Consider the following 25,749-nt stretch of genomic DNA (forward strand, 5'->3'; position numbering starts at 1 on the left):
GGTCGATAATCCGGCCTGCAATTAAGGGCCGGACTTCCTTTACAGAAACAATTCAGGATATCTCTATGAATAGCATAGTCACAACTATCACAAGCTATCTGAAGCTAGCGATCTGTAGTGTATTTATTATCTTTCAGTATTGGGTGCTATTTTATCCAGAGTCTCCCCTGGCTGAACGTTCATTTCACCTGACTGTATCAATACTGTTGGTTTTTCTATTTATACCCTTCAGTAAATCATCAGCGCTAAACCGCATTGTGAATTTTATATTCATCGCCTGCGCCGGACTTGTTGCCACATATTACTTTGTGGAGCTTTCCAGACTCAACAACCGAATAGAGAATGTTTCATCCATTGAATGGTACGACATTGCGATGGCTATCATTTTAACCGTCATACTCATCGAAGGTGTCAGACGCACTGTCGGCAACATTCTGGTTGCTGTGATTGTACTATTCGGTATGTATGGATTGTTCGGGCATCTTCTGCCAGGCGGAATCAGCTTTGGTGAAATATCATTAGAGGAGTGGTCTGAAATCCTGATCATGACAACCAGTGGTATTCTGGGGGTGACGACCGCAACATCAGTTAACTTCATTTTCTACTTTATTGTTTTTGGTGTCATATATAGTGCGGTTGGTGGTGGTCAGCTATTTATTGATCTTGCCATGAAGCTGGTTGGAAAGTCTGTCGGTGGGGGGGCTAAGGTCGCAATCATCGGTTCCAGCCTGATGGGCACAATATCCGGAAGCGCGGTCGCCAATGTGACGTCAACCGGCGTATTTACTATTCCGTTGATGAGAAAAACGGGCATCAAACCAGAAATGGCTGCCGCATTTGAAGCAATCGCCTCGACCGGAGGCCAGTTAATGCCTCCAATCATGGGGATTGCAGCGTTTGTCATGGCAGAACTGTTGGTTATTCCCTATGGTGACGTCGCGTTAGCCGGTATTTTTCCCGCCCTTGCGTTCTATTTCTCGCTGTTTATCTTTGCCCACCTGTACGCAAAGAAAACCAGTGCCGGAACACTGACTGATCAGGATCTGAAAGAGGTAACGCCCATCCTGCCGCGTATACATATGCTGCTACCGCCGATAGTCCTGATAATCGGATTGGTCCTCGGCCTGTCTGCCCAGGTGGCTGTTCTTTGGGCTACGCTGACCTGTTTATTTGCCCCATTTCTGACAAAGCAAACACGCTATAAACTGTCTGATCTGCCTAAAATGGTTACGGATTCAGGATATCAGGCAGCCGTCATTGCAGTTCCAATTGCCGCTATCGGTATAGTGATTTCCGTTGCGATTCAGTCAAATCTGGCGTTGAAATTCGCATCCGGACTTATATCGGTAGGTGATGGTTCCTATGCGATCTCACTGATCCTGGTCGTGATTGGCTGCATTATTATGGGTATGGGACTGCCGACGGTTGCCGCCTATATTATTGGCGCAATTCTTTATGTTCCGGCATTGAAAACACTGGGTCTGGAGCCTATTCAGGCGCATTTCTTTGTGATGTACTTCTGCGTTTTATCAATGGTGACTCCGCCGGTGTCTCTGGCATCATTTGCCGCCGCCGGTGTAGCTAAGACCGATGCGATGAAAACAAGTTTCGTGGCGTTTAAGATGTGTGCCGTGGCGTTTCTGATCCCCTTTGCGTTTGTCAGTGATCAGGCGCTACTGTTTCAGGGGACGGTAATGGAGATTATGATTGCCGGTGTGGGCTTAATCTTCTCGACTATCATCTGGGCGATCGGCCTGACCGGGTATCTGAACAAACCGATGAACGTTTTCGAACGCACCATAATGCTAATATCCGGTGCGACAGCGATGATTTTTTCGACAGGATCACTGCTGTGGATAGCCGCAATTTCTGCCGGGACTATTTATATCGTGTTTCATTGTGTTGCGCATAAGCGGGCCCAGTTTAAAGCCTTAAGTTTATAGCGCGTCTGTTCAAAAAGGGTGGTGTTACGCACCGTGCATCACCCTTTCCTTTCATCATGATCCAATCGCTCATTTTGCAGCCAGCGAATTTGGAAGCGTTTCGGGGCTTGTATTCAGGTCTCCCATGCAGAGCTTCTATTAGGACCTCTCATTCAGCTCCCTTGTGGTATCAGACCTGTATTGTTTCCTTCTATAAAATCCAGAATGTTTTCAAATGCGATTTTAAAATAGAGCTCATAACTGCCCTTTTCTACATAACCAAGATGGGGAGAGCACAGTACATTTGGTAATGACAACAGTGCTTCACTGGTTTGATTGGCGGGCTCCACCAAAAACACATCTAATGCAGCCCGTTTTGTTTGTTTCTCTTTCATTTCGCTATACAGCGCACCGGGCTCAACTAACTCTGCCCGGCTGGTGTTTACAAATAGAGAGTCTGACTTCATGCAAGCCAGATCAGCTTTGGTTACACAGTGTTTTGTCGCCTCATTTAACCTCAAATGAAGAGATACGATGTCAGCACAACAAAAAAAATCCAGTTTGGTTGAGGCCGCCGCAAACCCATCTTCTTCAGCCAGTTTTCTGGATGCCTCACTGCCCCAGACAAGCACAGACATACCAAATACTTTTGCGTATTGGGCGATGCGTTTACCAATTTTCCCATACCCCCAAATGCCTATCGTTAAGCCATTTAATGTCCGGCCTAACCCGAGTACTCCTGAATCCTGCCACTGAGAACGTGATAGATTTTCAACATATTCAGGGATATTGCGGGAAGCTGCCATGATCAGCGCCCAGCAAAGTTCAGATGGCGCGACAGGAGAACCAACCCCTTCAACGACAGAGACGCCATATTGGTGGCACAAGGCTGGATCCAGGTGATTACTGACTTTACCGGTTTGACTGATAAGCCTGAGGTTTGGCAGTTTTGACAACAGCTCTTCGGTTATTTGAGTGCGCTCCCGAATTAACACCAGGACTTCAAAATCAAATAGTTTCTGAGCTAGCGCTTCAGCATCCGTCCAGGTTTCATTAAATACGTGAACCTCATGTCCATTGAGGATTTTGAAACAATCCAGGGTTTTAACAACATCCTGATAATCATCTAAAACGGCAATCTTCATGAAGCTCTCCTTTTTATCTGACGAAACCGTAGAATCAGGCATCGTGCATAGCACATAGCACATAGCACATAGCACAGCCTTATTGTTCGAGTAAGCGATGGGGGAACGATGATGAAACAGATGCACACCCACGGTCACACCAGCGCTGAATATTGTCATGCTCTTTCGTTATAGCAATGCTTGCTGTGTCTCGCTTTGATCTGCATGATCATACCGCGATTATCCACTGCAGAGGATCGTTAACTGAACATAAACAGCTTGATTGCTGCGACTGCAGCCATTCCCCTGATGATCCATTTAAACTGCGTTAACTTTAACGAACGTAACAGCCAGAACCCGATAAAAGCACCGATCGCAACCGCCGGTAAAGCCTTGATACCCGTCAGGGTGGTTTCCATGTTCAGGTACCCTAAGCTCAGCAACATGGGGATTTTTGCCAGATCAATAATCAAAAAGAAAAATGCACGGGTACTGATGTAGGCCGTTCTTGTGAGTTTCTGCTCCAACATATAAAGACTCATTAAAGGTCCCGCCGCACTGGCAGTCATACTGATAACGCCGGTCACCAGACCCACGCAGGAAGCCATCGCGGGTTTGCGCATAAATGCAGCATCATGATGTTCCAGCCACCAGCTTAAGGACACCATGCCGATAATGATGCTGCCAATAAGCCAGGAAAACACCGAGGCACTCATACCGGCTAACAACCAGCTCCCCATGATCATGCCCAGCAGCTGCAGGGGGAGCAATCGGAACAGCACACCCCAGTTCACCTGCTTGCTATATAGTGAGATGACGACCAGATCCGTCACAATGTACATTGGCACCATGATTCCCAATGCTTCGGGGCCGGAGTGAGTAATCATCAGTAGCGGCAGGATCAGCATACCCATACCGCCAACTGAAAACTTAGAAAAACCGGTAATTAATCCTGCGCCCAATAAGACGAGAGTGGCACTGTCCAACAATTAGCTCCTTACGCGTTCAAACAATAGAGGGGTATTAAATCGTAAATTAGCGACTAGAGTAGCGCTAAAGACGAAAACATGATAACTACATATTGTTATCATAATGATAGGTTTTTTCGTTCATGAAGAGTGATCAACTGCGAGCCTTTGTCAGCGTGGTCGAGCAGGGCAGCTTTCGCGCGGCGGCCTCTCACCTGTTCAAAACCCAGCCCACCATCAGTGCGGCGGTGAAGGCACTGGAAGAACAATTTGGGATCAGTTTATTAAGCCGGGATGCCTACAGACCTACCCTGACCGCTGAAGGAAAATCCTTCTATAAGGAAGCGAAACGACTACTGAATCATGTGGCGGAACTGGAATCCCTTGGGCATCAATTGTCCAAAGGCGCTGCACCCCGTCTGTCGATCTCTCTGAGTGCCATGTGTGCCATACCCCCGGGCCTTAACACGATCAAACAATTCTGCGACAGGCATCCGGATTTACAACTGAGTATCAGCACTGAGCATCTCTCGGGTATTCTCGAACAACTGCATCTGGATAAGGCGGATGTGGCTATTGGCCCTCATACCGGGTTGGATGACCGTTTTGAATTTGTGGATATCGGAAAGGTATCGATGATTACTGTCGCCACCCCCGCTTGTATTAACGCTTGTCTGCTGAAAGCCAATAGGCGCAACACCTCAGGGGTCATTGCGCAGCAGGTGCTTCGCCATGTTCCGCATATATTAGTGGCAGACACCGGCTCTCAGTCACCGATCGATAATATCAATATCATCTCCGGTGGACGGCGTTGGTATGTCAAAGATTATCAGGTTAAGAAAGCACTACTGCTGGCTGATATGGGGTGGGCACGTATCCCTTTGCATATGATTGAAGCAGAACTGGCAAGTGGGGCACTTATTCCGCTACAGGTAGAGAATTTCGCCTCGTGTAGCGAAGTACCTATCTACCTGATCCGGTTGCAGCAACATCCCCTGAGTGAACTGGCCAGCCATTTCTGGGATGAGATGATTGCTAGCAAAGAGCGATAAGTGACCTTAATCGATTGACTTCATAGCCGCGTCCCACTCATCCAGAATCAGGCGACGCTTCGCCTGATCGGTATGCACCAATAGTGCGAGTCCCAGTGGAATCGGCTGAAACCGACCTTGAGATGAACTGAGCAGGGTATGGGCGGTTTGCATGCCAGTGACATCATCACGAATGGGAAATAAGCTGGCGCTATCTGACAGCAGTTGCTGCCCTTCAAGCGAGAGCAGATAGTTGAGAAACAGACGCGCGTTATGTAAGTTTTGGGCCTTCCTGGGAATAAACGCACTGCGCATTACCAGCGCCGTGTAATCTTCGGGCATGATGACCTTAATCACGGGATTTTTCTTGGCTGCGGCGAGCGCATAAGAGCCCATAAGATTGTAAGCGATGACAATTTCACCGCTGGCAAGCGCCTTGAGCATCGACGAACTACTCGGAAAACGCCTTGCCTGGTGGGTGCCAAAGGACTCTAGCATCCGCCCGTAGCTGCCTGATTGTTTGCGATCATTAGCCCAGGTCAGGTAGCCAACGCCAACCCGCTCGATATCAAATGTGCCGATCCTGCCTTTGACCAGATCGCTCTTGCGCCGGATTAAACTCAGCAATTCTGAACGGCTACGGGGCAGATCCTCACCTTTTATAACGTCACTATTGATGGCAATCACCGCCGGTTCATAGGTAAAACCAAAAATCTCATTACGCCAGTTTGCCCAACGAGGAAGCCGTTCTGTTTCCAAAGACAGATGAGGCTGAGCATAGCCGTCGTTAACTAATTTAATTTGTAGATCCATCGCGGAGCTCAGCACCAGATCGACACTGTGCGGCTGCTCCTCAAGAAAACGCTGATACAATACCCGGGTATTAAACTCGGTATAGTGAACAGAGATGCGGGGATATTTTTTTTGAAACTGCTGCAACACCGCTGCAATGGCGGGATAATCCGCAGCGCCGTAGATTCTGAGTTGGGATTCGGGCTGCTCAGACGCTGGAAGATCATAGAGTGTTTCAGCCTGAAGCGGAACATTGCAGATCATTAGCACTAATGCCAGCATCGCTTGCCGTATCATTTCACCAGTCTCCCTTCAAAGCAGATCTCTACCGTCAGACCATGCGGCTGGTTGTCTTTCAGCTCTAATATTGCGTGATGATGTTCAGCGACTTCCCGGGCAATAGACAGCCCCAAACCGCTACCCGGGCGCTTATTATTCGGGCTACGATAAAACTGTTTGAAAACATGTGACCGCTCATCTTCCGGGATGCCCGGCCCACTATCGCTCACCTGGAGCACAGCGCTGACCTTTCCTTTAGGTGCGGCCGTGGCAACCAGATCCACCTCGACTACACCCCCGCTTGGACTATATTTAATCGCGTTTTCTAAGATATTTTGTATCATCTGCTTTAATGCAAACTCATCACCATCGACACAAATCTCCACCGCACTGAGGTAAACAACCTCGACATCGCTGCGCAAAGCTGCCACCGCCACATCACGACAAACCTCTTTAATCAGGCTATCCAGACGTACTGAATTGAACAGTTCGCTCTGAAACCGGTAGGTCAGCTTTGCCTGATTCAACATCTGCCTGACCGTTCCTGAGAGCAGATCACTGCATTCGACGACACGTTTTAATTGCAGCTCGCGTAGTTGTGCATCATGTTCCTCCAGGGCATTTTGTGCCTGTGACTTCAGGCCTGCGAGCGGTGTTCTGATCTGGTGGGCCGCTTCACCGGTAAAGCGCTTCAAACGGTCCAGCGTTGTGGCTAATTGCTCCATGAAGTGATTAATCGTCTTTAATAACGGCTCCACTTCTTGCGGTACCTGAAGATCCAAAGGACTAAGATCCACATGGGAACGTTTACTGAGTGCGATGTTTAACTGATTCAGTGGCCTTAACAGCATCCAGATACCAAACAAAATCAGCACCAGTGCGAGCACGGAAAAGAACGCGACAAACTGCAATACGCGCCAACTGATATCTGCCGATAGTGCATTGCTCGCTCTCTGCGTCTGACCAATCTGTATCTGTACTTCCAGCGTAATACCCACATCATTCAGAACCCGCTTCACAACAACAAAGCGTACTGGTTCATTACTGTAATAAGCATCAAAGAACTGAGGGGATAGCTCGCTCCGTCCATCCAACCGCCTGACTTTTCCAGAGCTTGGGTTGAGTTGGGGTAATCCTTCATAGCCAGTAATATGGTTGCCATCAGCGGTAGTGATCGCGTAAAAGACCCGGTCATCAGGTGCCAGAGACAGGGTTTCGAAGGCCGCCTGTGGCAAATCAGAAATCACCTCTCCATCCTGAATACCAATACTTTCTGCCACCTGCAGAGCCGCTCCGGCCATCAACCGGTCATAAGAGAGTCTTGCTGCCCTGTTGCCATACATATGAGCCGACCAGTAACTCAGTGCTGCCAATACAAGCAGTAAACAGACGGTCATCAGGGTTAGCTGACTGCGAATAGACTGGGAGGGATAACTAACCATTTTCCCGATCCAGCAGATATCCCAGACCGCGCAGCGTCCGAATATCGACGGAGCTACTCTGTAGCTTTTTGCGCAGGCGCGCTACATAGGTTTCAATCGCATTGGGGCTGGGAGATTCGTCGAAACCATAGAGGTGATCAAGTAACTCTTCTTTGCTTAATACACGCCCGGTGTGACTGAGGAAAATCTCCAGCAAACGAAATTCCCGCTGCTTCATCTCGACCAGCTCAGCGTCAATTTTTACGGTGCAGGCACGGCGATCCAGCTCAAGATTGCCATAGTTAATGGTGTCCAGGGACTGTCCCTGATGGCGTCGAAGTATCGCTCTGCAACGAGCTTCAAGCTCACCAAAGTCAAAAGGTTTCGCCAGATAATCATCTGCACCGAGATCCAGTAACTGAATTCGATCTTCGATCTGATCTCGAGCGGTCAGGATGAGCACGGGGGTTTTTGAATGGCGACTACGTAACTTTTCCAGTACCTGGTCACCGTTCAGTCCAGGCAGGTTGAGATCCAGAATAACCAGGTCATAAGACTGATGTTTAAGAATTTCATTGGCTTTTGTACCTGTCGTAACCAGGTCAGCACCATGGCCCTGCTTCGTCGCCCGCTGACTAATGGCTTCACCAAGAATCTCATCGTCTTCAACTATTAGAATTCGCATATTTTTGCCAAAGAAAAACGTCACAAACATCAGTTTGTGATCTTTTTATTAGTATTTTCGTTTCATCCTATCAGTCTAGCCCACGAAAAATGAAGGAATAATTTTTCATTCTGTAGCTCTCACGATCCATATCACTTTCTTAAGTCACCGTGACAGGTTGGTGACAGCTTGACGCTCTAAGATGTACCCAAATGTATTCATTTGTATGCAATTAAGAGCAGGCAAAATAATGATCCAGCAAGCCAAAACCTATGATCTGGTAGTCATCGGCGGTGGAAACGCCGCATTATGCGCTGCCATTACTGCTGCGGAACATGGCAGTACGGTCTTAATATTAGAGGGAGCCCCCAAACCTTACCGTGGCGGAAACTCTCGTCATACGCGTAATTTTCGTTGTATGCATCAGGAACCGTTAGCTGTATTGACGGACCGCTATACAGAAGAGGAGTACTTTGAAGATCTTCTTAAAGTGACCAAAGGTAAGACAGATGAAAAGCTGGCCAGAGTCGCTATCCGTGGCACTGAAGAGAGTTACGCCTGGATGGAGGCGCACGGCGTACGCTTCCAGCCCTCACTCTCTGGCACCTTGTCCCTTTCCCGCACCAATGCGTTTTTCATGGGCGGTGGTAAAGCCCTGGTCAACGCCTATTATCGCACCGCTTCTAAGCTGGGTGTTGAGGTTATGTACGAAGCTCAGGTGACTCATCTTGAGCGTTGTGGCAACCGTATCGAGGCCGTGGAGTTCACCCACCAGGGGCGGTCACATCGATTAACGCCTAAGGCGATTATCGTTGCATCCGGCGGTTTTCAGGCCGACCTCGACTGGTTAGCCAGTGCATGGGGTCCGGCGGCGAAAAACTTTCTGATTCGCGGAACGCCATACAATAAAGGTGCGGTGTTACGTGATTTGTTGGATCAGGGCGCTGAATCCGTTGGTGATCCAACCCAGTGCCATGCCGTTGCCATCGATGGCCGTGCGCCAAAGTTTGATGGCGGCATCGTTACCCGTCTGGACTGTGTTCCCTTTTCGGTGGTCGTTAATAATGCGGCTCAGCGCTTTTATGATGAAGGCGAGGATGTATGGCCAAAGCGTTATGCCATCTGGGGCCGCTTAGTCGCAGCCCAGCCTGAACAGGTTGGCTATGTCATCATCGATGCAAAGTCGCTGGAACTGTTCATGCCATCGGTATTCCCGCCGATCAAGGCTGACAGTATTGAAGAACTGGCAGAAAAGCTCACCTTACCCCCAGAGGCATTACAGAACACCATTGAGGAGTTCAATGCCGCTTGTCGCCCTGGTCAGTTTCACCCAACGGAACTTGATGGTCTTGCCACTGATGGCATCTCACCGGCTAAAACTAACTGGGCCAGACCGATTGATACCCCACCGTATTACGGTTACAGCCTGCGTACAGGCGTAACTTTCACTTATTTAGGTTTAAAGGTGGATGAAACCGCCCAGGTGCAGAGCGCCGAAGGCCCCATCGAAAACCTTTGGGCTGCAGGAGAGACTATGGCTGGCTCAATACTGGGTCAGGGTTATCTGGCGGGCTTTGGAATGACTATCGGTACCGTTTTTGGTCGTATTGCCGGAAAGGAGGCAGCAAACTATGCAAAGCATTAATGTCGTCAATATCGACCCAAATGAAGCTGTACAAACCATAGATGGTTCTATGACTGAAGCCCGGCGACAACTGGAAGTCTGTAACGCCTGTCGTTACTGTGAGAGCTTCTGCTCGGTCTTTCCTGCTGTAAATCGCGAGCGGACCTTCTCGGAGTCGACGATTACTCAGCTGGCTAATCTTTGCCACAACTGCCGGGGTTGCCACTACGCATGCCAGTACACGGCACCGCATGAGTTCGGTATTAACATACCTAAAGTGCTGGCCGAAGTTCGTCAGAACAGCTGGCAAGACAATGCTATGCCTGCGTTTATGGCCAGAGCATTCCATCGTAGTGGTGCAGCTCTCGCTGTTGCCGTTGTGATAGGGTTTGCGCTGCTGCTATGGCTGATCAATCAGCTGCCTCAAAGTATCAACGCAAACTTCGGTGAAGGCTTTTATAGCCAGCTTTCTCATAACGCTATGATTGCTATTTTTATCCCTGCTTTTTTACTCCCGGTGTTAGCTATTGCTATCAGCGTGCGGCGCTACTGGCGCAGCGTTGGTGGCACTCAGTTGCAGCTGAGTCATATCAAAGCAGCGTTAGCGAGTGTTGCGAAGATGCGTAACCTTGCAGGGGGTAGCGGGGAGGGGTGTAATTTCGAAGATGAAGACCGCTTCTCCAATGCGCGTCGCTGGTATCATCAGGCGACAATGATTGGCTTTTTGCTCTGCTTTGCTGCAACCTCAGTAGGCACACTGATGCACTACCTGTTTGATATGCAGGCACCGTATCCCCTCTTCTCTCTTCCCAAAATGCTAGGCGTTTCGGGTGGGGTACTGCTCAGCATCGGAACGCTGGGACTCGGGGTCTTAAAGTTACAAGCCGATCGGGACTTAGCTGATCGTCGTGTCTGGGGTGGTGAAATGGGCTTTATTATTTTGCTATTTTTGGTCAGCACTTCAGGATTAGCGCTTTATGTTTTGGCTGCCAGCCCCTGGCTACCCGAACTGTTAGCGTTTCATCTTGGCTCAGTATTAGCGTTCTTTGTGTTAATGCCGTTCTCTAAAATGGTACATGGTTTCTATCGGTTAGCGGCACTGTTACGCGAACAGCAATTGCAGTAAAAGTCGCGATCCAGCTGACCATTGATCCACAGGGGTTTTCTGATAAACCCCTGTGGCATTTAACGCTCTCTTTTCAATTTGATTCTGAGGTCCTCCATGGCTACACAGTCCTCAAAAAAATCGCAATCCTCCAGAGCTGAACACGCCTATCAGCAACTTCTGAATGCAATTGTCAGTGGTGAGTTAAAGCCTGGCAGCCGGATACGCGAAGTAGAACTGGCCGAATGGCTGAAAATTAGTCGTACGCCGGTACGTGAGGCGGTTCGGCGACTGGAGTCTGAGGGGCTCATCTGTCTTGTTGGCCATAAAGGGATGGCCGTCGCCGAGCTGGACTACCAGGCGGTAATAGAACTCTATCAGATGCGGGAAGTGCTGGAAGCTGCTGCAGCCAGCCTCGCCGCGAAACACGCCTCTGAGCCAGAGATTTTCAGTCTCCGGGAGATTTTTAATCAGGAGAAACAACAGAGCGGCAATGTCGCGATACAAGCGGAAATCAACCGTGCTTTTCATAACGCGATCTATCATGCTGCGCATAACCGCTATCTACTGAAGTCCCTGAGTAGTCTGCGTGATGCGATGGCGCTTCTTGGCTCCACGACGTATACACTACCTTCGCGTAGTGAAACGGCCCTGGCCGAACATCAGCGAATTCTTGAAGCGATAGAAAAGGGCGATTCTGTTGCCGCAGAACAAGCCGCCCGCGACCATATTCGTCAGGCCCAGCAGGCCAGAATCCGAATCCTTACCGGTGAGTTATCCAATCAACCGCCAGCCTGAGGGCAACGCCTGATCCCTGCTCTCAACTCCCCGTCCCGGCAACCGCAGAAGGTTGTGACAGGTTTATGACAGGTTAGTCCGTTATGGTGCATGAGCTAACCGGGATAACCGCTCATTACGAGTGTTTACCCGGCAGGCTTATCTATCAACGGTTAAGACCACTCGCCTTGAAGGGAAGTAGATTCATGAAAAAAATAACAACAACAAAAGTACTCACTGTCGCCGTCGCATCCGCGATACTCAGCGGACATGCGATCGCAGCCGATAAAAGCGACAGCAGCTATAAACTGAAAACCAAAACCCGGTTGGTTTATTTTGACCGGGAGTATGAAGACCCAGCGAATGATCGAACCCAGTCAGCGCTTGCCATTACTGCAGACTGGAGCACGCCTCAATATGGAGGGTTGTTGGGTGTCGGCATCTCTCCCTATTTTGTTCAGGATATTGATTCAGACGGAAAAATCACCACAGACGTACTGACCGTTAAAGATGGTGAGGCTCAGGGTTACGCTTTGCTGGGGCAGGTATTTATAAATCTGACCCCGATTGAAGGCTTCAGCGCTAAAATTGGCCGCCAGACTCATAAGTCTATGTTCCTGAGTAGCTCTGGTAGCCGCGCAGTTCCTAACAGTTTTCAGGGCATCAGCGCCATGTATATCCCCGTAAAAGGGCTGAACCTGTATGGCGCTGTGTACAATAAGTGGTCACCGCGTGCCGATAATCATTTCATCGGATTTAAAACTGACAAATCAGCCGAAGGTGATCTCAAGTATGTGTCCTTGATGGGCATTCAATATAAGAAAGATGATATCACCGTCGACGCTGAATACCTCAATGCTAAGGATTACATCAGTAAGCTTGGCTTGCGGGGAAGTTATGTGACCCGGTTTGAAGATTCCAGCCTGAAGTTCACCGCCGGGGTGTTCAGCTCATCTGACAACGGTGATCTGTTCGTCACTGGTTCAGAAAGCGGGGATCTGGACGATGAAGATGTTGCAGGCAGCATTGCCGGTGTCACTAAAAGCAGTAACGATGGTCTGGGGGCCTTCCTTGAAGCGAAATGGAGCAAAGGCAATACGCAACTGACTGCAGCCGTATCGAAAACCGATGACATCTGGATAGAAGACAACTTTGCTGGCGATCACGGCACTAACCCCTTTCCGACACGGTCTCGTGTTGGGCCTGATATGACCAATGCGAATGAAACTGTTTTGAAACTGGCAGTGCAGTACGACTGGAAAGATTACGCTCCAGGCCTGGTGACCAGTATTGCTGCAGCAAAAGGCTGGGATGCAGAAAACTCCGCCAATCCTTCGTTAGGTTCAGCTGATGAATACTGGAAAGAACTTGCAGTCAGCTATAAAGTTCCTGCAATAAAAGGATTGAAATTCACTGGCGTTATTCACGACTACAACTCAAACGAAGTCGGTCGGGTGGATGGTGTTAAAGCCGATGAAACCGATGTTCGTCTGTATCTGGATTATACCTACGCCTTTAATCTTTAATACACACGCCTTCAATTTTTAATTGATAGCTGAAAAAGCAGTCGCACCCGCGACTGCTTTTTAATACCTGTCTTTCCCACTTCTCAAGCATCAGCTCTGACTGAGTTCTGGCGGTAATTATTGTTGCCATCACACTATTTTAATCACCGCACTATTTTAGCCACCACGCAATCGATGACAGGTTGCTGACAGCTTGACTCGTTAGAGTTGCCATCTGAATACCAAATTTTCACGTCTGAAGCGCGCCTGATAGCTGATCTATCAAGTCTTAAGAGATGCCTGTTCAGATTAAGAGAAGACCGATGCTGACACAAAGAATAATAAAAAGATCTATTCATCCAATTTTGAAATTAGTGATCGATAACTCAATACCCGCAGGTGCTGGCAAGCAGTCTGACGCAGGCGAGGCCGCTGGTTGTGAGGATGATATTGAGACCGTTGCAGTGCTTAGCAATAACTAATTTCTATCTCTCAAAAACTAATAACAAATTCCGCAGCAGGCCTGCGATCATAAGAGGAGTCTAATCATGGCAGCACAAACAGCCATTCCCTGTACGATGATGCGAGGTGGAACATCACGGGGTCCATACTTCTTAGCCAATGACCTCCCGCGTGACCCTGTATTACGTGACGAAGTACTCCTTGCCGCGATGGGATCAGGTAACGCCCAGCAAATTGACGGTATCGGTGGCGGAACCACCCTCTCCAGTAAAGTGGCTATCGTCTCGGTATCCAGGCACCCCGATGCGGATGTTGACTACCTGTTTGCGCAGGTATCCGTCACTGAACGAATCGTAGATTGCTCGCCTTCCTGTGGCAACATGCTGGCGGGTGTTGCTCCTTTCGCTATTGAGTCAGGGCTGGTCACAGCAGAAGAGGGTGAAACCCTGGTCCGTGTCCACAATATCAATACTGATTCATTTATCGAAGTCGTCGTACAAACGCCAAATGGCAAGGTTGAGTATGACGGGGATACCAGCATAAACGGTGTAGAAGGTACAGCGGCGCCTGTGGTGCTTAACTTTCTTGATGTTGCTGGGACAAAAACGGGACATCTGCTCCCAACCGGTAATTTACGCGACGTTTTTGATGGCGTTGAGGTTAGCTGCGTTGATGCTGCAATGCCCATGGTGCTTATTCCTGCCAGCTCGCTCGGCAAAAGTGGCTGGGAAAGCAAGGCAGAGTTAGATAGTGATCGCGAACTTCTGGCCCGTATCGAATCTATCCGGCGACAAGCTTCTTTAAAGATGGGGCTGGGTGATGCCACAGGTAAAGTCCTGCCTAAAGTGTCACTAATGGCTCCGCCTCAGCATGGCGGCACTATCAGTTCTCGCTACTTTGTCCCCACAGATTGTCACGCTGCTCATGCAGTCACAGGCGCTATCTGCGTTAGCACGGCAGCGATGCTGCCCGGAACCATTGCTTACGATTTAGCTGATCGTCCAGTAGGTGAACCTATTCTGATCGGTGTAGAGCACCCCAGTGGGAAAATCGATATTGTGCTTGACCTGGCAGAAACTGATCAGGGTTTGCAGGTCAATCGGGCCGGGCTTATCCGCACTGCCCGGAAACTTTTCCGGGGGGAACTGTATATACCCAGCCGCATCTGGTCTTACGCGCAAGCAAAAGCATCCTGAAGAAAACACTTAACATCAAAATAAATATTGCATGACAGGTTGCTGACAGTTTTGAACGGTAACTTGAAGTAGAAACAATGGGAAGACCAAAAAAAATATTCTAATGGTCATCTCTATTCTAATTATAAAAAGTATGACTGGAGTCCTGAATGAATACTATGAGAAATAATAAGCGAAGTGCAGGTAAATTAATCAAAGCCCTGGCTGCCAGCGCAGCCTGCATCGCGAGTCTGACAGTCGCTAATCCCGTACATGCGGTCGACTTTGATGGCGAACGCGTGGAGTGGATTATTCCATTTAAAGAAGGCGGCGGTTCAGATACCTGGGCTCGTTTTTTTGCCCCACTGATCTCTGAAAATCTACCTGGAAAACCGGCTATCGTGGTGAAAAATATTCCTGGAGGCGGTTCAACCAAAGGCGCTAATCAGTTTCAGCGAAAAGCCAAAGATAATGGTTTAAATATTATAGGTACTTCCGGCTCCACTCAGTTTCCGTATCTGTTAGGCGATACACGCGTCAACTATGATTACAAAAACTGGACGCCAGTACTGGCATCACCTACGGGTGGGGTTTTTTATGTCAGCCCTGAACTCGGCATCAAATCGGCAGCAGAACTGGCATCACTACGCGGTAAAGAGCTTAAATACGCCAGTCAGGGTGCAACCTCCCTCGACTTAGTGCCTCTGTTAGCGATGGATATTCTGGATATTGATGTACAGGCTATTTTCGGCATGAAAGGCCGTGGCGCGGGTCGTCTGGCTTTCGAGCGTGGCGAAGTTAACGTTGATTACCAAACATCGTCAGCCTACCTGAAAAAAGTTGTACCGCTGGTAGATGAAGGCAAAGTTGTGCCTATCATGTCCTGGGGCGTTTTGGATGAGGATGGCAACCTGCAACGTGATCCAAACTTCCCGGATCTGCCTCACTTTGCTGAAGTCTATGAGATGATCCATGGCAAAAAACCAGAAGGAACTGCATTTAAAGTGTGGAAAGCGTTCTTCGCGGCAGGCTTTGCCGCACAAAAAGGTATTTTCCTGCCTAAAGGAACCCCACAGGACGTCATCGATGCCTGGGGAGATGCAGTAGAAAAAACCGTTAAGGCAGATGACTTCAAGAGTCGCTCTGAGCTGGTTCTTGGTGACTATCCTCAGGCCGTAAAAGGTAAAGCAGTTAAAGCATTTAAAGCAGCGCTTGATATCTCAGATGCTGACCGAGAGTGGGTTCGTAACTGGCTGACCAGCCGATACAACGTGCAATTATAAGCTCGTTGTTTCCTTTATCACGTCAACCCATCGGGTAAACACTATTCCTGTTGACTATCCCTGACACGGGCTCATCCGAGCCCGTCGTTCACTTTTTATGAGGTAAGGAACCATGTTAGACGCATTCCTAACCGCCCTACAGACTGTCATGACTGGTACCCATCTGCTCTATTTAGCGGGTGGTGTATTGCTGGGACTTGCTATCGGCATTTTTCCGGGTCTTGGCGGTATCGCCGGGCTTTCTTTATTACTTCCTTTTCTATACGGCATGGAACCAACCACCGCACTGGCGATGCTGATTGGTTTAGTTGCTGTTATCCCAACCTCCGATACCTTTACATCGGTGTTGATGGGTATTCCAGGATCCAGTGGCTCACAAGCCACCGTGTTGGACGGATTCCCCATGGCTAAACGAGGGGAGGCCGCTCGCGCACTCTCAGCTGCGTTTGCCTCCTCTTTATTTGGCGGCCTGTTTGGTGCTGTTGTACTGACCGGCTTCGTCCTGATCGCCCGTCCAGTCATTCTGGCTTTCGGGTCGGCAGAACTCTTTATGCTGACTCTGCTCGGGTTGAGCATGGTCGGTGTATTAGGCGGTAATAGTCTGGTAAAAGGCCTGAGTGCTTGTGGTGTGGGCCTGCTGCTGGGTAGCGTTGGTGGTGCACCTGCTACGGGTGAATACCGAATGACCTTCGGAAACTTCTATCTTATGGATGGTATTCCGCTGGTTGTTGTCGGCCTGGGTATCTTTGCACTCCCGGAAATTATCGATCTGCTTCGCCAGAACAGCGCTATTTCAGAAGCCGCAGAGCTGGGCCGTGGATGGGTAAACGGTATCAGAGATCTGATTAAAAACCGTTGGCTGGCCCTGCGATGTGCCATTATTGGTTGTATAGTTGGCGCCCTGCCAGGTCTCGGTGGGAGTGTGGTGGACTGGATCGCCTATGGCCATGCAGTACAAACCACAAAAGATAAAGATGGTTTTGGCAACGGCGATGTACGTGGTGTCATCGCACCTGAATCCTCCAATAATGCTAAAGAGGGTGGCGCGCTCATTCCGACACTTCTGTTTGGCATTCCGGGGTCAGGCAGCATGGCGGTATTTCTGGGCGGTATGGTATTAATTGGTATCGAGCCCGGACCATCGATGGTTACATCTAACCTGGACGTAACCTATACCATCGTCTGGTCATTAGCGATCGCTAATGTTGTGGGCGCTGGTGCCTGTTTGTTTTTATCAAAATGGGTCGCAAAATTAACGACGATTCCCTATGCGTTGATGGCGCCATTCATGATCACTGTGATCTGTTTCGCTGCTTTCCAGGCTACCCGTGATCTGAGCGATCTTGTGGCGCTATTGGGAATTGGTGTTTTAGGTGTGTTAATGAAGCGCTTTGACTGGCCACGCCCTGCTTTTCTGATCGGATTTGTGCTGGCCAGCGGAATGGAAACATACTTATATCAGGCGATTCAGTTTGATGGCCTCGGATTCCTGCTGAAACCAGGTGTATTAATCATTGGTGCCATTACCGCTATCTCTATCTACTTTGCTGCACGTCATGCAACAAACAGTGGTAAAGATGATTCCAGTACTGAAACCAGCACTGACTCCGGTACTCAGGCAAAACCGCTGCGTCCAACTAACTTAGGACCGCAAAAGCTATTTGCCGGCGCTATCTTCCTGACATTTGCTTATGGCCTCTATGATGCCTTCCAGCAATCGATGCTGGGCGGTGTCTTTACCGGCGGAGTCTGTGGCGTAATGCTTATTCTGAGCGGTATCGTACTGTTCAAGCTTGTAACCAACCAGGTTGAAGATACTGTCAACTTCGATAACGAAGTTGCTGCCGGTTATCAGGGGGATCAGAGCATCGCCAGTCTTTTACACTATGTCTACTGGATAGCTGGACTTGTTGTTGGCTGCTATTTTGTTGGCTTCCTGATATCCATTGCCGTTTTCTTTGTTGCATTCCTGTTAGTTAAAGCGCGCGCATCGATGCTCCGCACGTTCGTACTCTGCAGCTCAGCTGTTGTATTTATGGCAACACTGGCACATGTGATGGTCCTTGATCTTCCAAGTGGTCTGTTGCAGGAAACTGTACATATGCCCTGGCCTCTGAACTGATCAATCAGGTATATAAGGAGAAGAATTATGCGATCAGTAAAATCTATACTGATGCCGCTTTCCAGCAGTGGAGAGGTGCAGGAAAGACTGCTGGGTGCATTATCAGTCACAGCATTCTTCGGTGCTCACCTGGAAGTATTGCATGCGCAAGTCAGCCCGCGACAATTTATTCCCGTCGATGCGGTGGCCCGGTCAATGCCCCAGAAACTCTTGAATGAGTTAGAAGCGATAGCCGACAAATATTCCAATACTGAGTCGAGCGAACTTAAAGCGATGTTCATTCAGCTTTGTGAACAACGCGATATTATTCACAGCGATGACTCAGTCACAGATAAACCAAGCGCCTACTGGCGTGATATCTACGGCTTGCGTAGCGAACTTGTAGGCGAGTGGGGTAAGGTGAGTGACCTCATTATTTTGCCTCAGCCAAGAAGCGGCAAACCCACAGCCACTTTCGAAGCCGCCTTAATGCGCAGTGGTAAACCCATCTTATTAGTTCCCAGAACAATGACGACGTTTAGTGCCGAACGCCTATTAATCGCCTGGAACGGGAGCACAGAAGGGAGCCGGGCAATCACTCAGGCGATACCTATTATGCAGCAGGCAAAAGAGATCATTATTGCCACCAGCGAAAGCTCAGCTCCATGTAAACCTGGCACGGAAGAGCTGATCAGGTATCTGGGACGTCACGGTATCAAAGCGGAATCAAAGCACTTCGATACTGGACGCCGATCAACCGGAGAAGCGATTCTTTCGATGGCGGACTCGATCAATTCAGACTTGCTGATCATGGGAGGGTTTACTCATCGCCGCGTGCATGAGCAGATATTCGGTGGTGTTACCCAGAATATGGTCGGTCACGCAAGATTGCCGGTGTGGATGATGCATTAAGATTCCATTTAATGGATGTACTACCATTTACGCACCGATGGTAGTTAAAGGCCACCCTTCTGGGTGGCCTTTTTTTGGGTGGTTGGTGGGGGGCTGGTTTACTGCGGCCGTTCCGGCCTTGACCTGCGGGTCATTGTGAAGAGCGACGATGATGTGTTGCGCAAAGATCGCGCTCAGTTCGAACCTGCTACGAGGCTTCTCAATACCCGCTTTACTTTCATCAGAGCAAAGAAAAGGGCTCCTCGGCGTTTGGGCAGGTGCTGGGATAATGTGTGGCGGGTTTACTGTGTCCGTTCCGGCCTTGCCCTGCGGGTCATCGTGAAGAGCGACGATGATGTGTCGCGCCAAGAGCGCGCTCGGTTCGAACCCGCTCCGCGGCTTCTCAATACCCACCACACCGAAACCGATACCACAAAAAAGGCCACCCCGGAGGGTGGCCTTTTTTGTGGTATTTGGTGGAGGTGGCGGGTTTCGAACCCGCGTCCGCCAATCCTCTGCCTCTAGATCTACATGTTTAGACACTTCTATTCAATTAACCCAGCACGGCCCGAAGGTCAGGGCGTTTAGGGCGAGCCTCTTTAGGTTTTAACCGTTCAGCTTGAGACAAAGCTTCCGGGCGATTCTATCTCGAATGACACTGCAAAATCCTTTAGTTATAGACACCTATAGGAGCAGCGCAAGCAGACTTATGCTGCTAGAGCGTAGTTATCGTCGTTTGCAACTATAACTGTGTAGTAATTGATTTACGTGATTCACTACACTCACGACATGCACCAAAGGGTTCGCAATCAGCGTCGAAGCCAAGTCACCCCCATAGTATTTCCGACTACACAACACCCGGATAGTTCGTTTAACCAAACTGTCAGCGTGTTATGTAAGACGGGCCGGCATTATAGCCGGTTTACAGCAAGAATATAGCTTTATCTTGAGAACAGTTCTACTTTGCCGCCAGTACACGTTGTTTCTGACGGTTCCAGTCGCGCTCTTTCTCCGCATCCCGTTTGTCATGCTGTTTCTTACCCTTAGCCAGCGCGATTTCACATTTTACCCGGTCGTTCTTCCAATAAAGGGCGAGGGCAACACAGGTGAAACCTTTGGCCTGAACAGCACCGATCAGCCGATCGATTTCGCGCCGGTGCAGCAGCAGCTTGCGCTGTCGGGTCGGGTCCGCAATTACGTGGGTGGATGCGGTTTTCAGTGGTGTAAAATGGGCGCCAACAAGCCACGCTTCGCCGTTATGCAGAACTACATAGGAGTCCACAAGCTGGCCGCGACCTTCGCGGAGGCTTTTTACTTCCCATCCGGTGAGAGACAGTCCGGCCTCGAACTTAGTATCAATCGAATACTCATGTCGGGCTTTCTTGTTCTGGCAGATGGTATTGCCACTGGGTTTTGCTTTCTTCTTTGCCATGGGGCGGGATTATATAGAGCGTTACAGTTCAATGAAAGAGAATTGAGCGGCGAGGATGGCTTGATGCCTCTCAACAGTCAACTTTAGACAAAAACGGTTTTTTTGCCCGGAGCATGGCCGGTGTCATTGAATTGAGTGGCCAAAATATGGACAATGCCGGGCTATTTTATTATTTGAAATATCAGTCTACTTTAAGAGATTTACATGAAAGATCGCCAAAATATCCATGGATCATGGGCCAGTCGCTGGGTCTTTATTATGGCCGCGACGGGGTCAGCTGTTGGCCTGGGTAATATCTGGAAGTTCCCCTATATCGCTGGTCAGAATGGCGGCGGTGCTTTTGTTCTGGTTTATCTGTTGTTTATTCTGGCGGTGGGTGTACCGATTATGATGGCGGAGGTGCTGGTGGGACGGCGCGGACGCCAGAGTCCGATTAACTCAATGCGCGAGGTGGCGCTCGAGGCTGATCATTCGCCTAACTGGTCGATGGTTGGCTGGGTTGGCGCGCTGGCTGGTTTTCTGATTTTCTCCTTTTATTCGGTCGTTGCCGGTTGGGTGCTGGCCTATGTTGCCGCGATGGGAAATGGTGAGTTTCTCGATATCGGCAGTGAGCAGGCGGGCAAGGCTTTCAGTCGGTTGCTGGCAGATCCCCAGGCACTGTTGATCTGGCACTCGGTATTTGTGGTGCTGGTGATGGTGGTGTTGATGGGAGGCGTTAATAAAGGCCTGGAACGGGCCACTAAGATTATGATGCCGGCGCTGTTTGTCTTGTTGCTGTTGTTACTGGGGTATTCGATGACCTCGGGTTCGTTTGGCGAAGGCGTTGAGTTCCTGTTTCATTTTGACCCTTCCGAGCTGTCCTGGGATGCCGTGCTGGTGGCGTTGGGGCACTCATTCTTTACATTGTCCCTGGGGATGGGATCGATTATGGCGTATGGTTCCTATATGCCCAAGAGTGCTTCTATCGGTGGTACCGTGCTGACGATTGCCGCGTTGGATACCATTGTCGCGCTGGTGGCGGGTATGGCTATCTTTCCGATCGTCTTTGCCAACTCGCTGGATCCAGGGGCGGGTCCGGGTCTGATGTTTATTACCCTGCCGGTGGCATTTGGTCATATGCCGGGCGGACAGATTTTCGGCTTTTTGTTCTTTGTATTGGTGGCGCTGGCCGCCTGGACCTCGGCGATTTCGCTGATGGAGCCGGGTGTGGCCTGGATGGTGGAGAAGTTTGGTCTGAAACGGGGGCCGGTCTGTATCATGCTGGGGCTGCTGGTGTGGTTGCTGGGAATCGCTGCGTTGAGTTCGTTTAACTTTGGTAGTGATATCGCGTTGTTTGGTATGAATATCTTTGATTTTCTCGATTTCGTTACCGCGAATATCTTTCTGCCGCTGGGAGGGCTGTTTGTGGCAGTCTTTACCGGCTGGATTCTGCATCAGCGGATAACCCGGGATGAACTGGCGATTGTGACTCCGGCCTACTATCTGGCCTGGTCGGTTACGATCCGTTATATTGCACCGATCGCGGTTGCTGCGATCTTTATTTTCAATCTGATCGAAAAACTGGGCTGATGGCATGACACAGGTAGACCGGAGCGCGTTAGTACTTCATACAGCAGAGCAGATGTTTGATCTGGTCAATGATGTGGAGAGTTACCCGCAGTTTCTGCCCTGGTGCTCTGGAACGACGCTGATCGAGTCGACTGAAGAGACGATGCAGGCCAGTCTGAATGTTGCGAAAGCGGGACTGAAATATAGCTTTACGACCCGCAATACGCTGGAACGACCCGGAATGATCAGGATAGAGCTGGTTGAGGGGCCGTTCTCCAGTCTGTCCGGACTCTGGACCTTTAAGCCTCTGAGTGAAGAGGCCTGTAAGGTGAGTCTGAGTCTGCAGTTTGATTTTTCAGGCAAACTTACCAGCCTGGCAATGAGCAAGGTGTTTAATCAGATGGCAGCAACGATGGTTGACGCTTTTGTGAATCGCGCTGATCAGGTTTATGGTTAACGGTTTAAGGTTTAAAAATAATGGGCACGATGAAAGTTGAAGTGGCGTATGCCCTTGCGAATGAACAGAAGATTATCCCGCTGCAGGTGGCAGAGGATTGTTCTGCGTATGAGGCGGTGGTTCAGTCCCGTATTGCAGATTTTTTTCCGCAGATCGATATTGAGCATGACCCTATGGGGATTTTTGGTAAAGCGATCGCTGACCCTAAACAGCATATCCTTAAGCCGGGGCAGCGTGTGGAGATCTACCGTCCGCTGATTGCCGATCCCAAAGAGATTCGTGCCCGCCGGGCGGCTAAGGCAAAAGCGGAGCGGGAAGCGCAGAGCTGACGATCAGAGATTCAGCCTGAGTGGTGGAGGTTTAACCGCTCAGGGAGTATGAAACACCGGAGAGTATCCGGTGTTTCACTGTACCCGATCTGGTCGGTGGTTATTGCTGATTGCCACCGGGACGGAAGTCACCCGCGAATCCTGAGAGATTGCCATTGGCATCGAACAGAACCGTGAGGCGTTGTTGCGTGATTGTGCCGGTTTCACCGGACTGGTTACGGTAGATATAATCCCAGCGGTTATTGTTAAAACTGTCGGTGATCAGGGGCGTGCCCAGAACATATCGGACCTGATTCTGTGTCATTCCCGGGCGGAGGGTATCGACCATCTCCTGGGTGACCACATTGCCCTGTGGTATATCGATCTTGTAAACGCCGGGGAATTCGGAGCATCCGGCCAGTAAAATAGCGGCGATAACGCTAATAAGAATTTTTTGCATTAGTAAATGACTTCCACTTTCGCGTATAAAATCAGATAATTGAGATCGCAAGTCTAACATTCGTTGAGATAAACATCATAGAGAAAGATTATGGCACTTGAAAATCAAGAATTACGTAAAGCTGGCCTGAAGGTTACCCTGCCTCGGGTGAAAATTTATCAGATTCTTGAGAAAGCGGGCGAAGGTGATCATTTCAGTGCAGAAGATATCTACAAGCTTCTGCTGGAGCACAATGAAGATGTTGGCCTGGCAACCGTTTATCGTGTACTGACTCAGTTTGAGGCCGCGGGACTGGTTTCACGGCATCATTTTGAAGGTGGCCATTCGGTTTTTGAACTGACCCAGGATGAACAGCACGATCATATTGTCTGTGTGAAGTGCGGCAAAGTGCGTGAGTTCAGTGATCCTGCGTTGAAAAAACGTCAGGATCAGATCGCTAAGGAGCTGGGGTTTAAAATCACTGACCGGACGCTCTATCTCTACGGTGAGTGTGCCGATGGTTGCGCGAACACGAAATAGTTATCTCAGAGATATTTTCAGAGTTTTAAAAAACCGGCTATGCCGGTTTTTTACGTTTCTAACCTCTGCTGTGTTCGGGTGTCAGCTTTTAATGGCATCCAGTCCCAGCATCTCCCGGGCATGATCCAGGGAGGTTTCGGTGACATCGATACCGCCCAGCATACGTGCCACTTCGCCAACACGCTGGTTCATATTCAGGCGATCGATGCGGGTGAGGGTCTTATCCTTTACGGTTTGCTTGCTGACAAACAGATGCTGATGTCCCTGGGATGCCACCTGAGGCTGGTGGGTGACCACCAGAATCTGGTTGTTTTCACCGAGCTGGCGCAGCAACCGACCGACAACCTCAGCGATAGCACCACCGATACCGACATCGACCTCATCGAAGATCAGAGTCGGGGTGCTGGAGGTCTGCGCGGTAATCACCTGAATCGCCAGAGAGATCCGCGAAAGTTCGCCGCCAGAGGCGACTTTGTTCAGTGGACGGGGCGGCTGGCCGGCGTTGGTAGTGATCAGAAACTCAACCTCTTCCAGGCCATGGGCATTCAGCTGGTCTTTGTTATAGGGGGTGATGGAAACACTGAGTTCAGCGGCGGTCATCCCCAGACTGTGAAGTTGTTTGTTGACCTCGTTTCTGAGTGACAGGGCGGCTTTTTTGCGCGCTTTGCTGAGATTCTCTGCGCTGTCGATAAATGCCTGGCGGGCGTTCTCTGTTTCCTGATGCAGCTGTTCCAGTGCCTGATCTGACATGTTCAGACCCTCCAGCTCCTGCTGGATGTCGAGATAGAACTGTGGCAGTTGTTCGGCGGGTATGCGGTGTTTACGCGCCATATCAAATATGCTGCTGAGTCTCTCTTCAACGTCAGCCTGGCGTTTCGGGTTCAGTTCAACCCGGTCCATATAGTGGCTCATCTCCTGACAAGCCTCTTCGATCTGAATCTGAGCGCTGTTCAGCATCTCGATGGTCTGGCTGACCGAGGGTGAGGTACCCTTGATCTTGCCCAGCAGGTGTTGGCACTGGTTGAGCAGGCTTAAACAGTTAACCTCTTCAGCCTCGCTGGTGAGCTGTAAGATCTGCTGTCCGGACTGCAGGATCTCACCGGCATTGGCCAGGGTGCTTTGCTCCTCGACCAGTTTTTCATATTCCCCTTCACTGATTCCCAGTTGTTCCAGCTCTTCCGCCTGATAGCTGAGTAGCTGCAGGCGGGCGGTCTGTTCTTCACTCTGAGCTGACAGCTGCCGCAAACGGTTGTTCAGGCTTTGCCAGTTGCGGAACAGCTGACGGGTTTTGCCTGCCAGTTCACCCTTGCCGGAATAGGCATCCAGCAGGTAGCGGTGATGATCTTTTTTCAACAACCGCTGGTGTTCATGCTGACCATGAATCTCGATCAGGTATTCACCCAGTTCGCGGACTTTGTTGATCGGGCAGGGACTGCCGTTGATATAGCTTCTTGAGCGCCCTTCGGTGGTGATCACCCGGCGCAGAATGCACTCATCGTCATCCAGATCCTGGTGTCTCAGCCATTTCTGTGCGGTGGGGATATTGGAGATATCGAAGCTGGCAATAATTTCTGCCCGTTCGGCGCCCTTGCGAACAGAGCCCATATCGGCACGATCACCCAGTGTGAGTCCCAGAGCGTCGAGCATAATTGATTTACCAGCCCCGGTTTCGCCACTGACAACGGTCATGCCGTTTTCCAGCTCCAGGTCCAGTTCTTCGACAATAGCGTAGTTGCGGATGTTCAGTTGAGTCAGCATAACCATTAGTCTGTGTATTTATACAGTGGTTAATGTATAAGCCAATAATGGCTTCTGTGCAATCAATAACTACTCAGTCTGGTTAAAAAAATCTAAAAATACCCACTTGAATCCTGTTGTCATAGCCCCATATAAAAGCTCAA

Annotated in this window: 22 protein-coding genes and 1 other RNA gene; 14 read left to right on the forward strand and 9 right to left on the reverse strand. The window is 49.7% G+C overall.

The features are described from left to right. The first annotated feature begins 65 nt into the window (after window positions 1–65). Window positions 66–1,943 carry a TRAP transporter permease gene (locus OCU43_RS01870; RefSeq protein WP_091355061.1) on the forward strand — a complete coding sequence of 626 codons (1,878 nt, stop codon included), beginning with the start codon at window positions 66–68 and terminating at the stop codon, window positions 1,941–1,943. A 152-nt stretch (window positions 1,944–2,095) separates the two neighbouring features. Here OCU43_RS01870 and OCU43_RS01875 read toward each other — a convergent pair whose 3' ends face one another. Next, entirely contained in the window at window positions 2,096–3,067 is a 972-nt protein-coding gene (locus tag OCU43_RS01875; protein WP_091355064.1) for a D-2-hydroxyacid dehydrogenase family protein, read from the reverse strand. A 239-nt stretch (window positions 3,068–3,306) separates the two neighbouring features. Continuing rightward, window positions 3,307–4,032 carry a sulfite exporter TauE/SafE family protein gene (locus OCU43_RS01880; protein WP_091355067.1) on the reverse strand — a complete coding sequence of 242 codons (726 nt, stop codon included), beginning with the start codon at window positions 4,030–4,032 and terminating at the stop codon, window positions 3,307–3,309. A gap of 125 nt (window positions 4,033–4,157) precedes the next feature. Between OCU43_RS01880 and OCU43_RS01885 the strand changes: the two genes are divergently transcribed. Continuing rightward, window positions 4,158–5,066, forward strand: a complete 909-nt coding sequence (locus tag OCU43_RS01885) for a LysR family transcriptional regulator (RefSeq protein ID WP_091355070.1) — start codon at window positions 4,158–4,160, stop codon at window positions 5,064–5,066. Window positions 5,067–5,072: 6 nt separating this feature from the next. Here OCU43_RS01885 and OCU43_RS01890 read toward each other — a convergent pair whose 3' ends face one another. The 3 genes from OCU43_RS01890 to OCU43_RS01900 are packed head-to-tail and all read right to left on the reverse strand — an operon-like array spanning window position 5,073 to window position 8,222. Next, on the reverse strand, window positions 5,073–6,134 hold the full coding sequence (locus tag OCU43_RS01890; RefSeq protein ID WP_091355074.1) for an ABC transporter substrate-binding protein: 1,062 nt from the start codon (window positions 6,132–6,134) through the stop codon (window positions 5,073–5,075). After that, on the reverse strand, window positions 6,131–7,558 hold the full coding sequence (locus OCU43_RS01895; RefSeq protein WP_091355077.1) for a sensor histidine kinase: 1,428 nt from the start codon (window positions 7,556–7,558) through the stop codon (window positions 6,131–6,133). The genes OCU43_RS01890 and OCU43_RS01895 overlap by 4 nt, the downstream gene beginning before the upstream one ends. After that, window positions 7,551–8,222: a response regulator transcription factor gene (locus tag OCU43_RS01900; RefSeq protein WP_091355272.1), complete on the reverse strand. Its 672-nt coding sequence runs from the start codon at window positions 8,220–8,222 to the stop codon at window positions 7,551–7,553. The genes OCU43_RS01895 and OCU43_RS01900 overlap by 8 nt, the downstream gene beginning before the upstream one ends. A 229-nt stretch (window positions 8,223–8,451) precedes the next feature. On the opposite strand from OCU43_RS01900, the gene tcuA reads away from it, so the two are divergent. The 8 genes from tcuA to OCU43_RS01940 all read left to right on the forward strand — a co-directional run bounded on the left by tcuA (window position 8,452) and on the right by OCU43_RS01940 (window position 19,145). Next, the gene (gene tcuA, locus OCU43_RS01905; RefSeq protein WP_091355080.1) at window positions 8,452–9,846 is read left to right on the forward strand and encodes an FAD-dependent tricarballylate dehydrogenase TcuA; all 1,395 of its coding nucleotides are present in this window, start codon (window positions 8,452–8,454) and stop codon (window positions 9,844–9,846) included. Beyond that, window positions 9,833–10,951 (forward strand): tricarballylate utilization 4Fe-4S protein TcuB, encoded by a 1,119-nt coding sequence (tcuB, locus tag OCU43_RS01910; protein WP_091355083.1) that lies wholly within the window; start codon window positions 9,833–9,835, stop codon window positions 10,949–10,951. Before tcuA ends, tcuB begins: the two co-directional genes overlap by 14 nt. Window positions 10,952–11,047: 96 nt before the next feature. Further along, complete coding sequence (locus OCU43_RS01915; protein ID WP_091355085.1) at window positions 11,048–11,728, forward strand: GntR family transcriptional regulator; 681 nt, start codon at window positions 11,048–11,050, stop codon at window positions 11,726–11,728. A 185-nt stretch (window positions 11,729–11,913) separates the two neighbouring features. After that, window positions 11,914–13,233 carry an OprD family outer membrane porin gene (locus OCU43_RS01920; protein ID WP_175483446.1) on the forward strand — a complete coding sequence of 440 codons (1,320 nt, stop codon included), beginning with the start codon at window positions 11,914–11,916 and terminating at the stop codon, window positions 13,231–13,233. Window positions 13,234–13,760: 527 nt separating this feature from the next. After that, the gene (locus OCU43_RS01925; RefSeq protein ID WP_091355091.1) at window positions 13,761–14,870 is read left to right on the forward strand and encodes a 4-oxalomesaconate tautomerase; all 1,110 of its coding nucleotides are present in this window, start codon (window positions 13,761–13,763) and stop codon (window positions 14,868–14,870) included. Between the two features lie 149 nt (window positions 14,871–15,019). Further along, complete coding sequence (locus tag OCU43_RS01930; protein WP_245756509.1) at window positions 15,020–16,132, forward strand: Bug family tripartite tricarboxylate transporter substrate binding protein; 1,113 nt, start codon at window positions 15,020–15,022, stop codon at window positions 16,130–16,132. Window positions 16,133–16,244: 112 nt separating this feature from the next. Continuing rightward, the gene (locus OCU43_RS01935) at window positions 16,245–18,254 is read left to right on the forward strand and encodes a tripartite tricarboxylate transporter permease (RefSeq protein WP_091355092.1); all 2,010 of its coding nucleotides are present in this window, start codon (window positions 16,245–16,247) and stop codon (window positions 18,252–18,254) included. Between the two features lie 27 nt (window positions 18,255–18,281). Continuing rightward, a complete protein-coding gene (locus OCU43_RS01940) occupies window positions 18,282–19,145 on the forward strand; it encodes a universal stress protein (RefSeq protein ID WP_091355095.1) in 864 nt (287 codons plus the stop codon). A gap of 453 nt (window positions 19,146–19,598) precedes the next feature. On the opposite strand, the gene ssrA is transcribed toward OCU43_RS01940, so the two are convergent. Together ssrA and smpB are read right to left on the reverse strand one after the other, a co-directional pair. After that, window positions 19,599–19,958: a transfer-messenger RNA gene (gene ssrA, locus OCU43_RS01945) on the reverse strand. Between the two features lie 124 nt (window positions 19,959–20,082). Beyond that, window positions 20,083–20,556: an SsrA-binding protein SmpB gene (smpB, locus tag OCU43_RS01950; protein WP_091355097.1), complete on the reverse strand. Its 474-nt coding sequence runs from the start codon at window positions 20,554–20,556 to the stop codon at window positions 20,083–20,085. A 204-nt stretch (window positions 20,557–20,760) separates the two neighbouring features. Between smpB and OCU43_RS01955 the strand changes: the two genes are divergently transcribed. From OCU43_RS01955 to OCU43_RS01965, 3 genes are read left to right on the forward strand one after another with little or no spacing between them, the layout of a single operon-like run. Then, a complete protein-coding gene (locus OCU43_RS01955) occupies window positions 20,761–22,125 on the forward strand; it encodes a sodium-dependent transporter (RefSeq protein WP_091355100.1) in 1,365 nt (454 codons plus the stop codon). Between the two features lie 4 nt (window positions 22,126–22,129). After that, window positions 22,130–22,561, forward strand: a complete 432-nt coding sequence (locus OCU43_RS01960; protein WP_091355102.1) for a type II toxin-antitoxin system RatA family toxin — start codon at window positions 22,130–22,132, stop codon at window positions 22,559–22,561. A gap of 29 nt (window positions 22,562–22,590) precedes the next feature. Further along, window positions 22,591–22,890: an RnfH family protein gene (locus tag OCU43_RS01965; RefSeq protein WP_091355277.1), complete on the forward strand. Its 300-nt coding sequence runs from the start codon at window positions 22,591–22,593 to the stop codon at window positions 22,888–22,890. A gap of 100 nt (window positions 22,891–22,990) precedes the next feature. On the opposite strand, the gene OCU43_RS01970 is transcribed toward OCU43_RS01965, so the two are convergent. Then, window positions 22,991–23,329, reverse strand: coding sequence for an outer membrane protein assembly factor BamE (locus OCU43_RS01970; protein WP_091355105.1), 339 nt, complete (start codon window positions 23,327–23,329; stop codon window positions 22,991–22,993). A gap of 90 nt (window positions 23,330–23,419) precedes the next feature. Between OCU43_RS01970 and fur the strand changes: the two genes are divergently transcribed. Beyond that, the gene (gene fur / locus OCU43_RS01975) at window positions 23,420–23,848 is read left to right on the forward strand and encodes a ferric iron uptake transcriptional regulator (RefSeq protein WP_091355110.1); all 429 of its coding nucleotides are present in this window, start codon (window positions 23,420–23,422) and stop codon (window positions 23,846–23,848) included. Between the two features lie 81 nt (window positions 23,849–23,929). Here the strand turns inward: fur and recN are convergent, their stop codons facing one another. Next, window positions 23,930–25,606, reverse strand: coding sequence for a DNA repair protein RecN (recN, locus tag OCU43_RS01980; protein WP_091355113.1), 1,677 nt, complete (start codon window positions 25,604–25,606; stop codon window positions 23,930–23,932). Window positions 25,607–25,749 lie beyond the last annotated feature (143 nt).

The organism is Amphritea atlantica, from assembly GCF_024347255.1.
Classification (GTDB): Bacteria; Pseudomonadota; Gammaproteobacteria; order Pseudomonadales; family Balneatricaceae; genus Amphritea; species Amphritea atlantica.

Coding starts and splice junctions, on each gene's coding strand:
- OCU43_RS01870 (WP_091355061.1), top strand. CDS start 66: ATGAATAGCATAGTCACAACTATCACAAGCTATCTGAAGCTAGCGATC.
- OCU43_RS01875 (WP_091355064.1), bottom strand. CDS start 3,067: ATGAAGATTGCCGTTTTAGATGATTATCAGGATGTTGTTAAAACCCTG.
- OCU43_RS01885 (WP_091355070.1), top strand. CDS start 4,158: ATGAAGAGTGATCAACTGCGAGCCTTTGTCAGCGTGGTCGAGCAGGGC.
- OCU43_RS01890 (WP_091355074.1), bottom strand. CDS start 6,134: ATGATACGGCAAGCGATGCTGGCATTAGTGCTAATGATCTGCAATGTT.
- OCU43_RS01895 (WP_091355077.1), bottom strand. CDS start 7,558: ATGGTTAGTTATCCCTCCCAGTCTATTCGCAGTCAGCTAACCCTGATG.
- OCU43_RS01900 (WP_091355272.1), bottom strand. CDS start 8,222: ATGCGAATTCTAATAGTTGAAGACGATGAGATTCTTGGTGAAGCCATT.
- tcuA (WP_091355080.1), top strand. CDS start 8,452: ATGATCCAGCAAGCCAAAACCTATGATCTGGTAGTCATCGGCGGTGGA.
- tcuB (WP_091355083.1), top strand. CDS start 9,833: ATGCAAAGCATTAATGTCGTCAATATCGACCCAAATGAAGCTGTACAA.
- OCU43_RS01915 (WP_091355085.1), top strand. CDS start 11,048: ATGGCTACACAGTCCTCAAAAAAATCGCAATCCTCCAGAGCTGAACAC.
- OCU43_RS01920 (WP_175483446.1), top strand. CDS start 11,914: ATGAAAAAAATAACAACAACAAAAGTACTCACTGTCGCCGTCGCATCC.
- OCU43_RS01925 (WP_091355091.1), top strand. CDS start 13,761: ATGGCAGCACAAACAGCCATTCCCTGTACGATGATGCGAGGTGGAACA.
- OCU43_RS01930 (WP_245756509.1), top strand. CDS start 15,020: ATGAATACTATGAGAAATAATAAGCGAAGTGCAGGTAAATTAATCAAA.
- OCU43_RS01935 (WP_091355092.1), top strand. CDS start 16,245: ATGTTAGACGCATTCCTAACCGCCCTACAGACTGTCATGACTGGTACC.
- OCU43_RS01940 (WP_091355095.1), top strand. CDS start 18,282: ATGCGATCAGTAAAATCTATACTGATGCCGCTTTCCAGCAGTGGAGAG.
- smpB (WP_091355097.1), bottom strand. CDS start 20,556: ATGGCAAAGAAGAAAGCAAAACCCAGTGGCAATACCATCTGCCAGAAC.
- OCU43_RS01955 (WP_091355100.1), top strand. CDS start 20,761: ATGAAAGATCGCCAAAATATCCATGGATCATGGGCCAGTCGCTGGGTC.
- OCU43_RS01960 (WP_091355102.1), top strand. CDS start 22,130: ATGACACAGGTAGACCGGAGCGCGTTAGTACTTCATACAGCAGAGCAG.
- OCU43_RS01965 (WP_091355277.1), top strand. CDS start 22,591: ATGAAAGTTGAAGTGGCGTATGCCCTTGCGAATGAACAGAAGATTATC.
- OCU43_RS01970 (WP_091355105.1), bottom strand. CDS start 23,329: ATGCAAAAAATTCTTATTAGCGTTATCGCCGCTATTTTACTGGCCGGA.
- fur (WP_091355110.1), top strand. CDS start 23,420: ATGGCACTTGAAAATCAAGAATTACGTAAAGCTGGCCTGAAGGTTACC.
- recN (WP_091355113.1), bottom strand. CDS start 25,606: ATGCTGACTCAACTGAACATCCGCAACTACGCTATTGTCGAAGAACTG.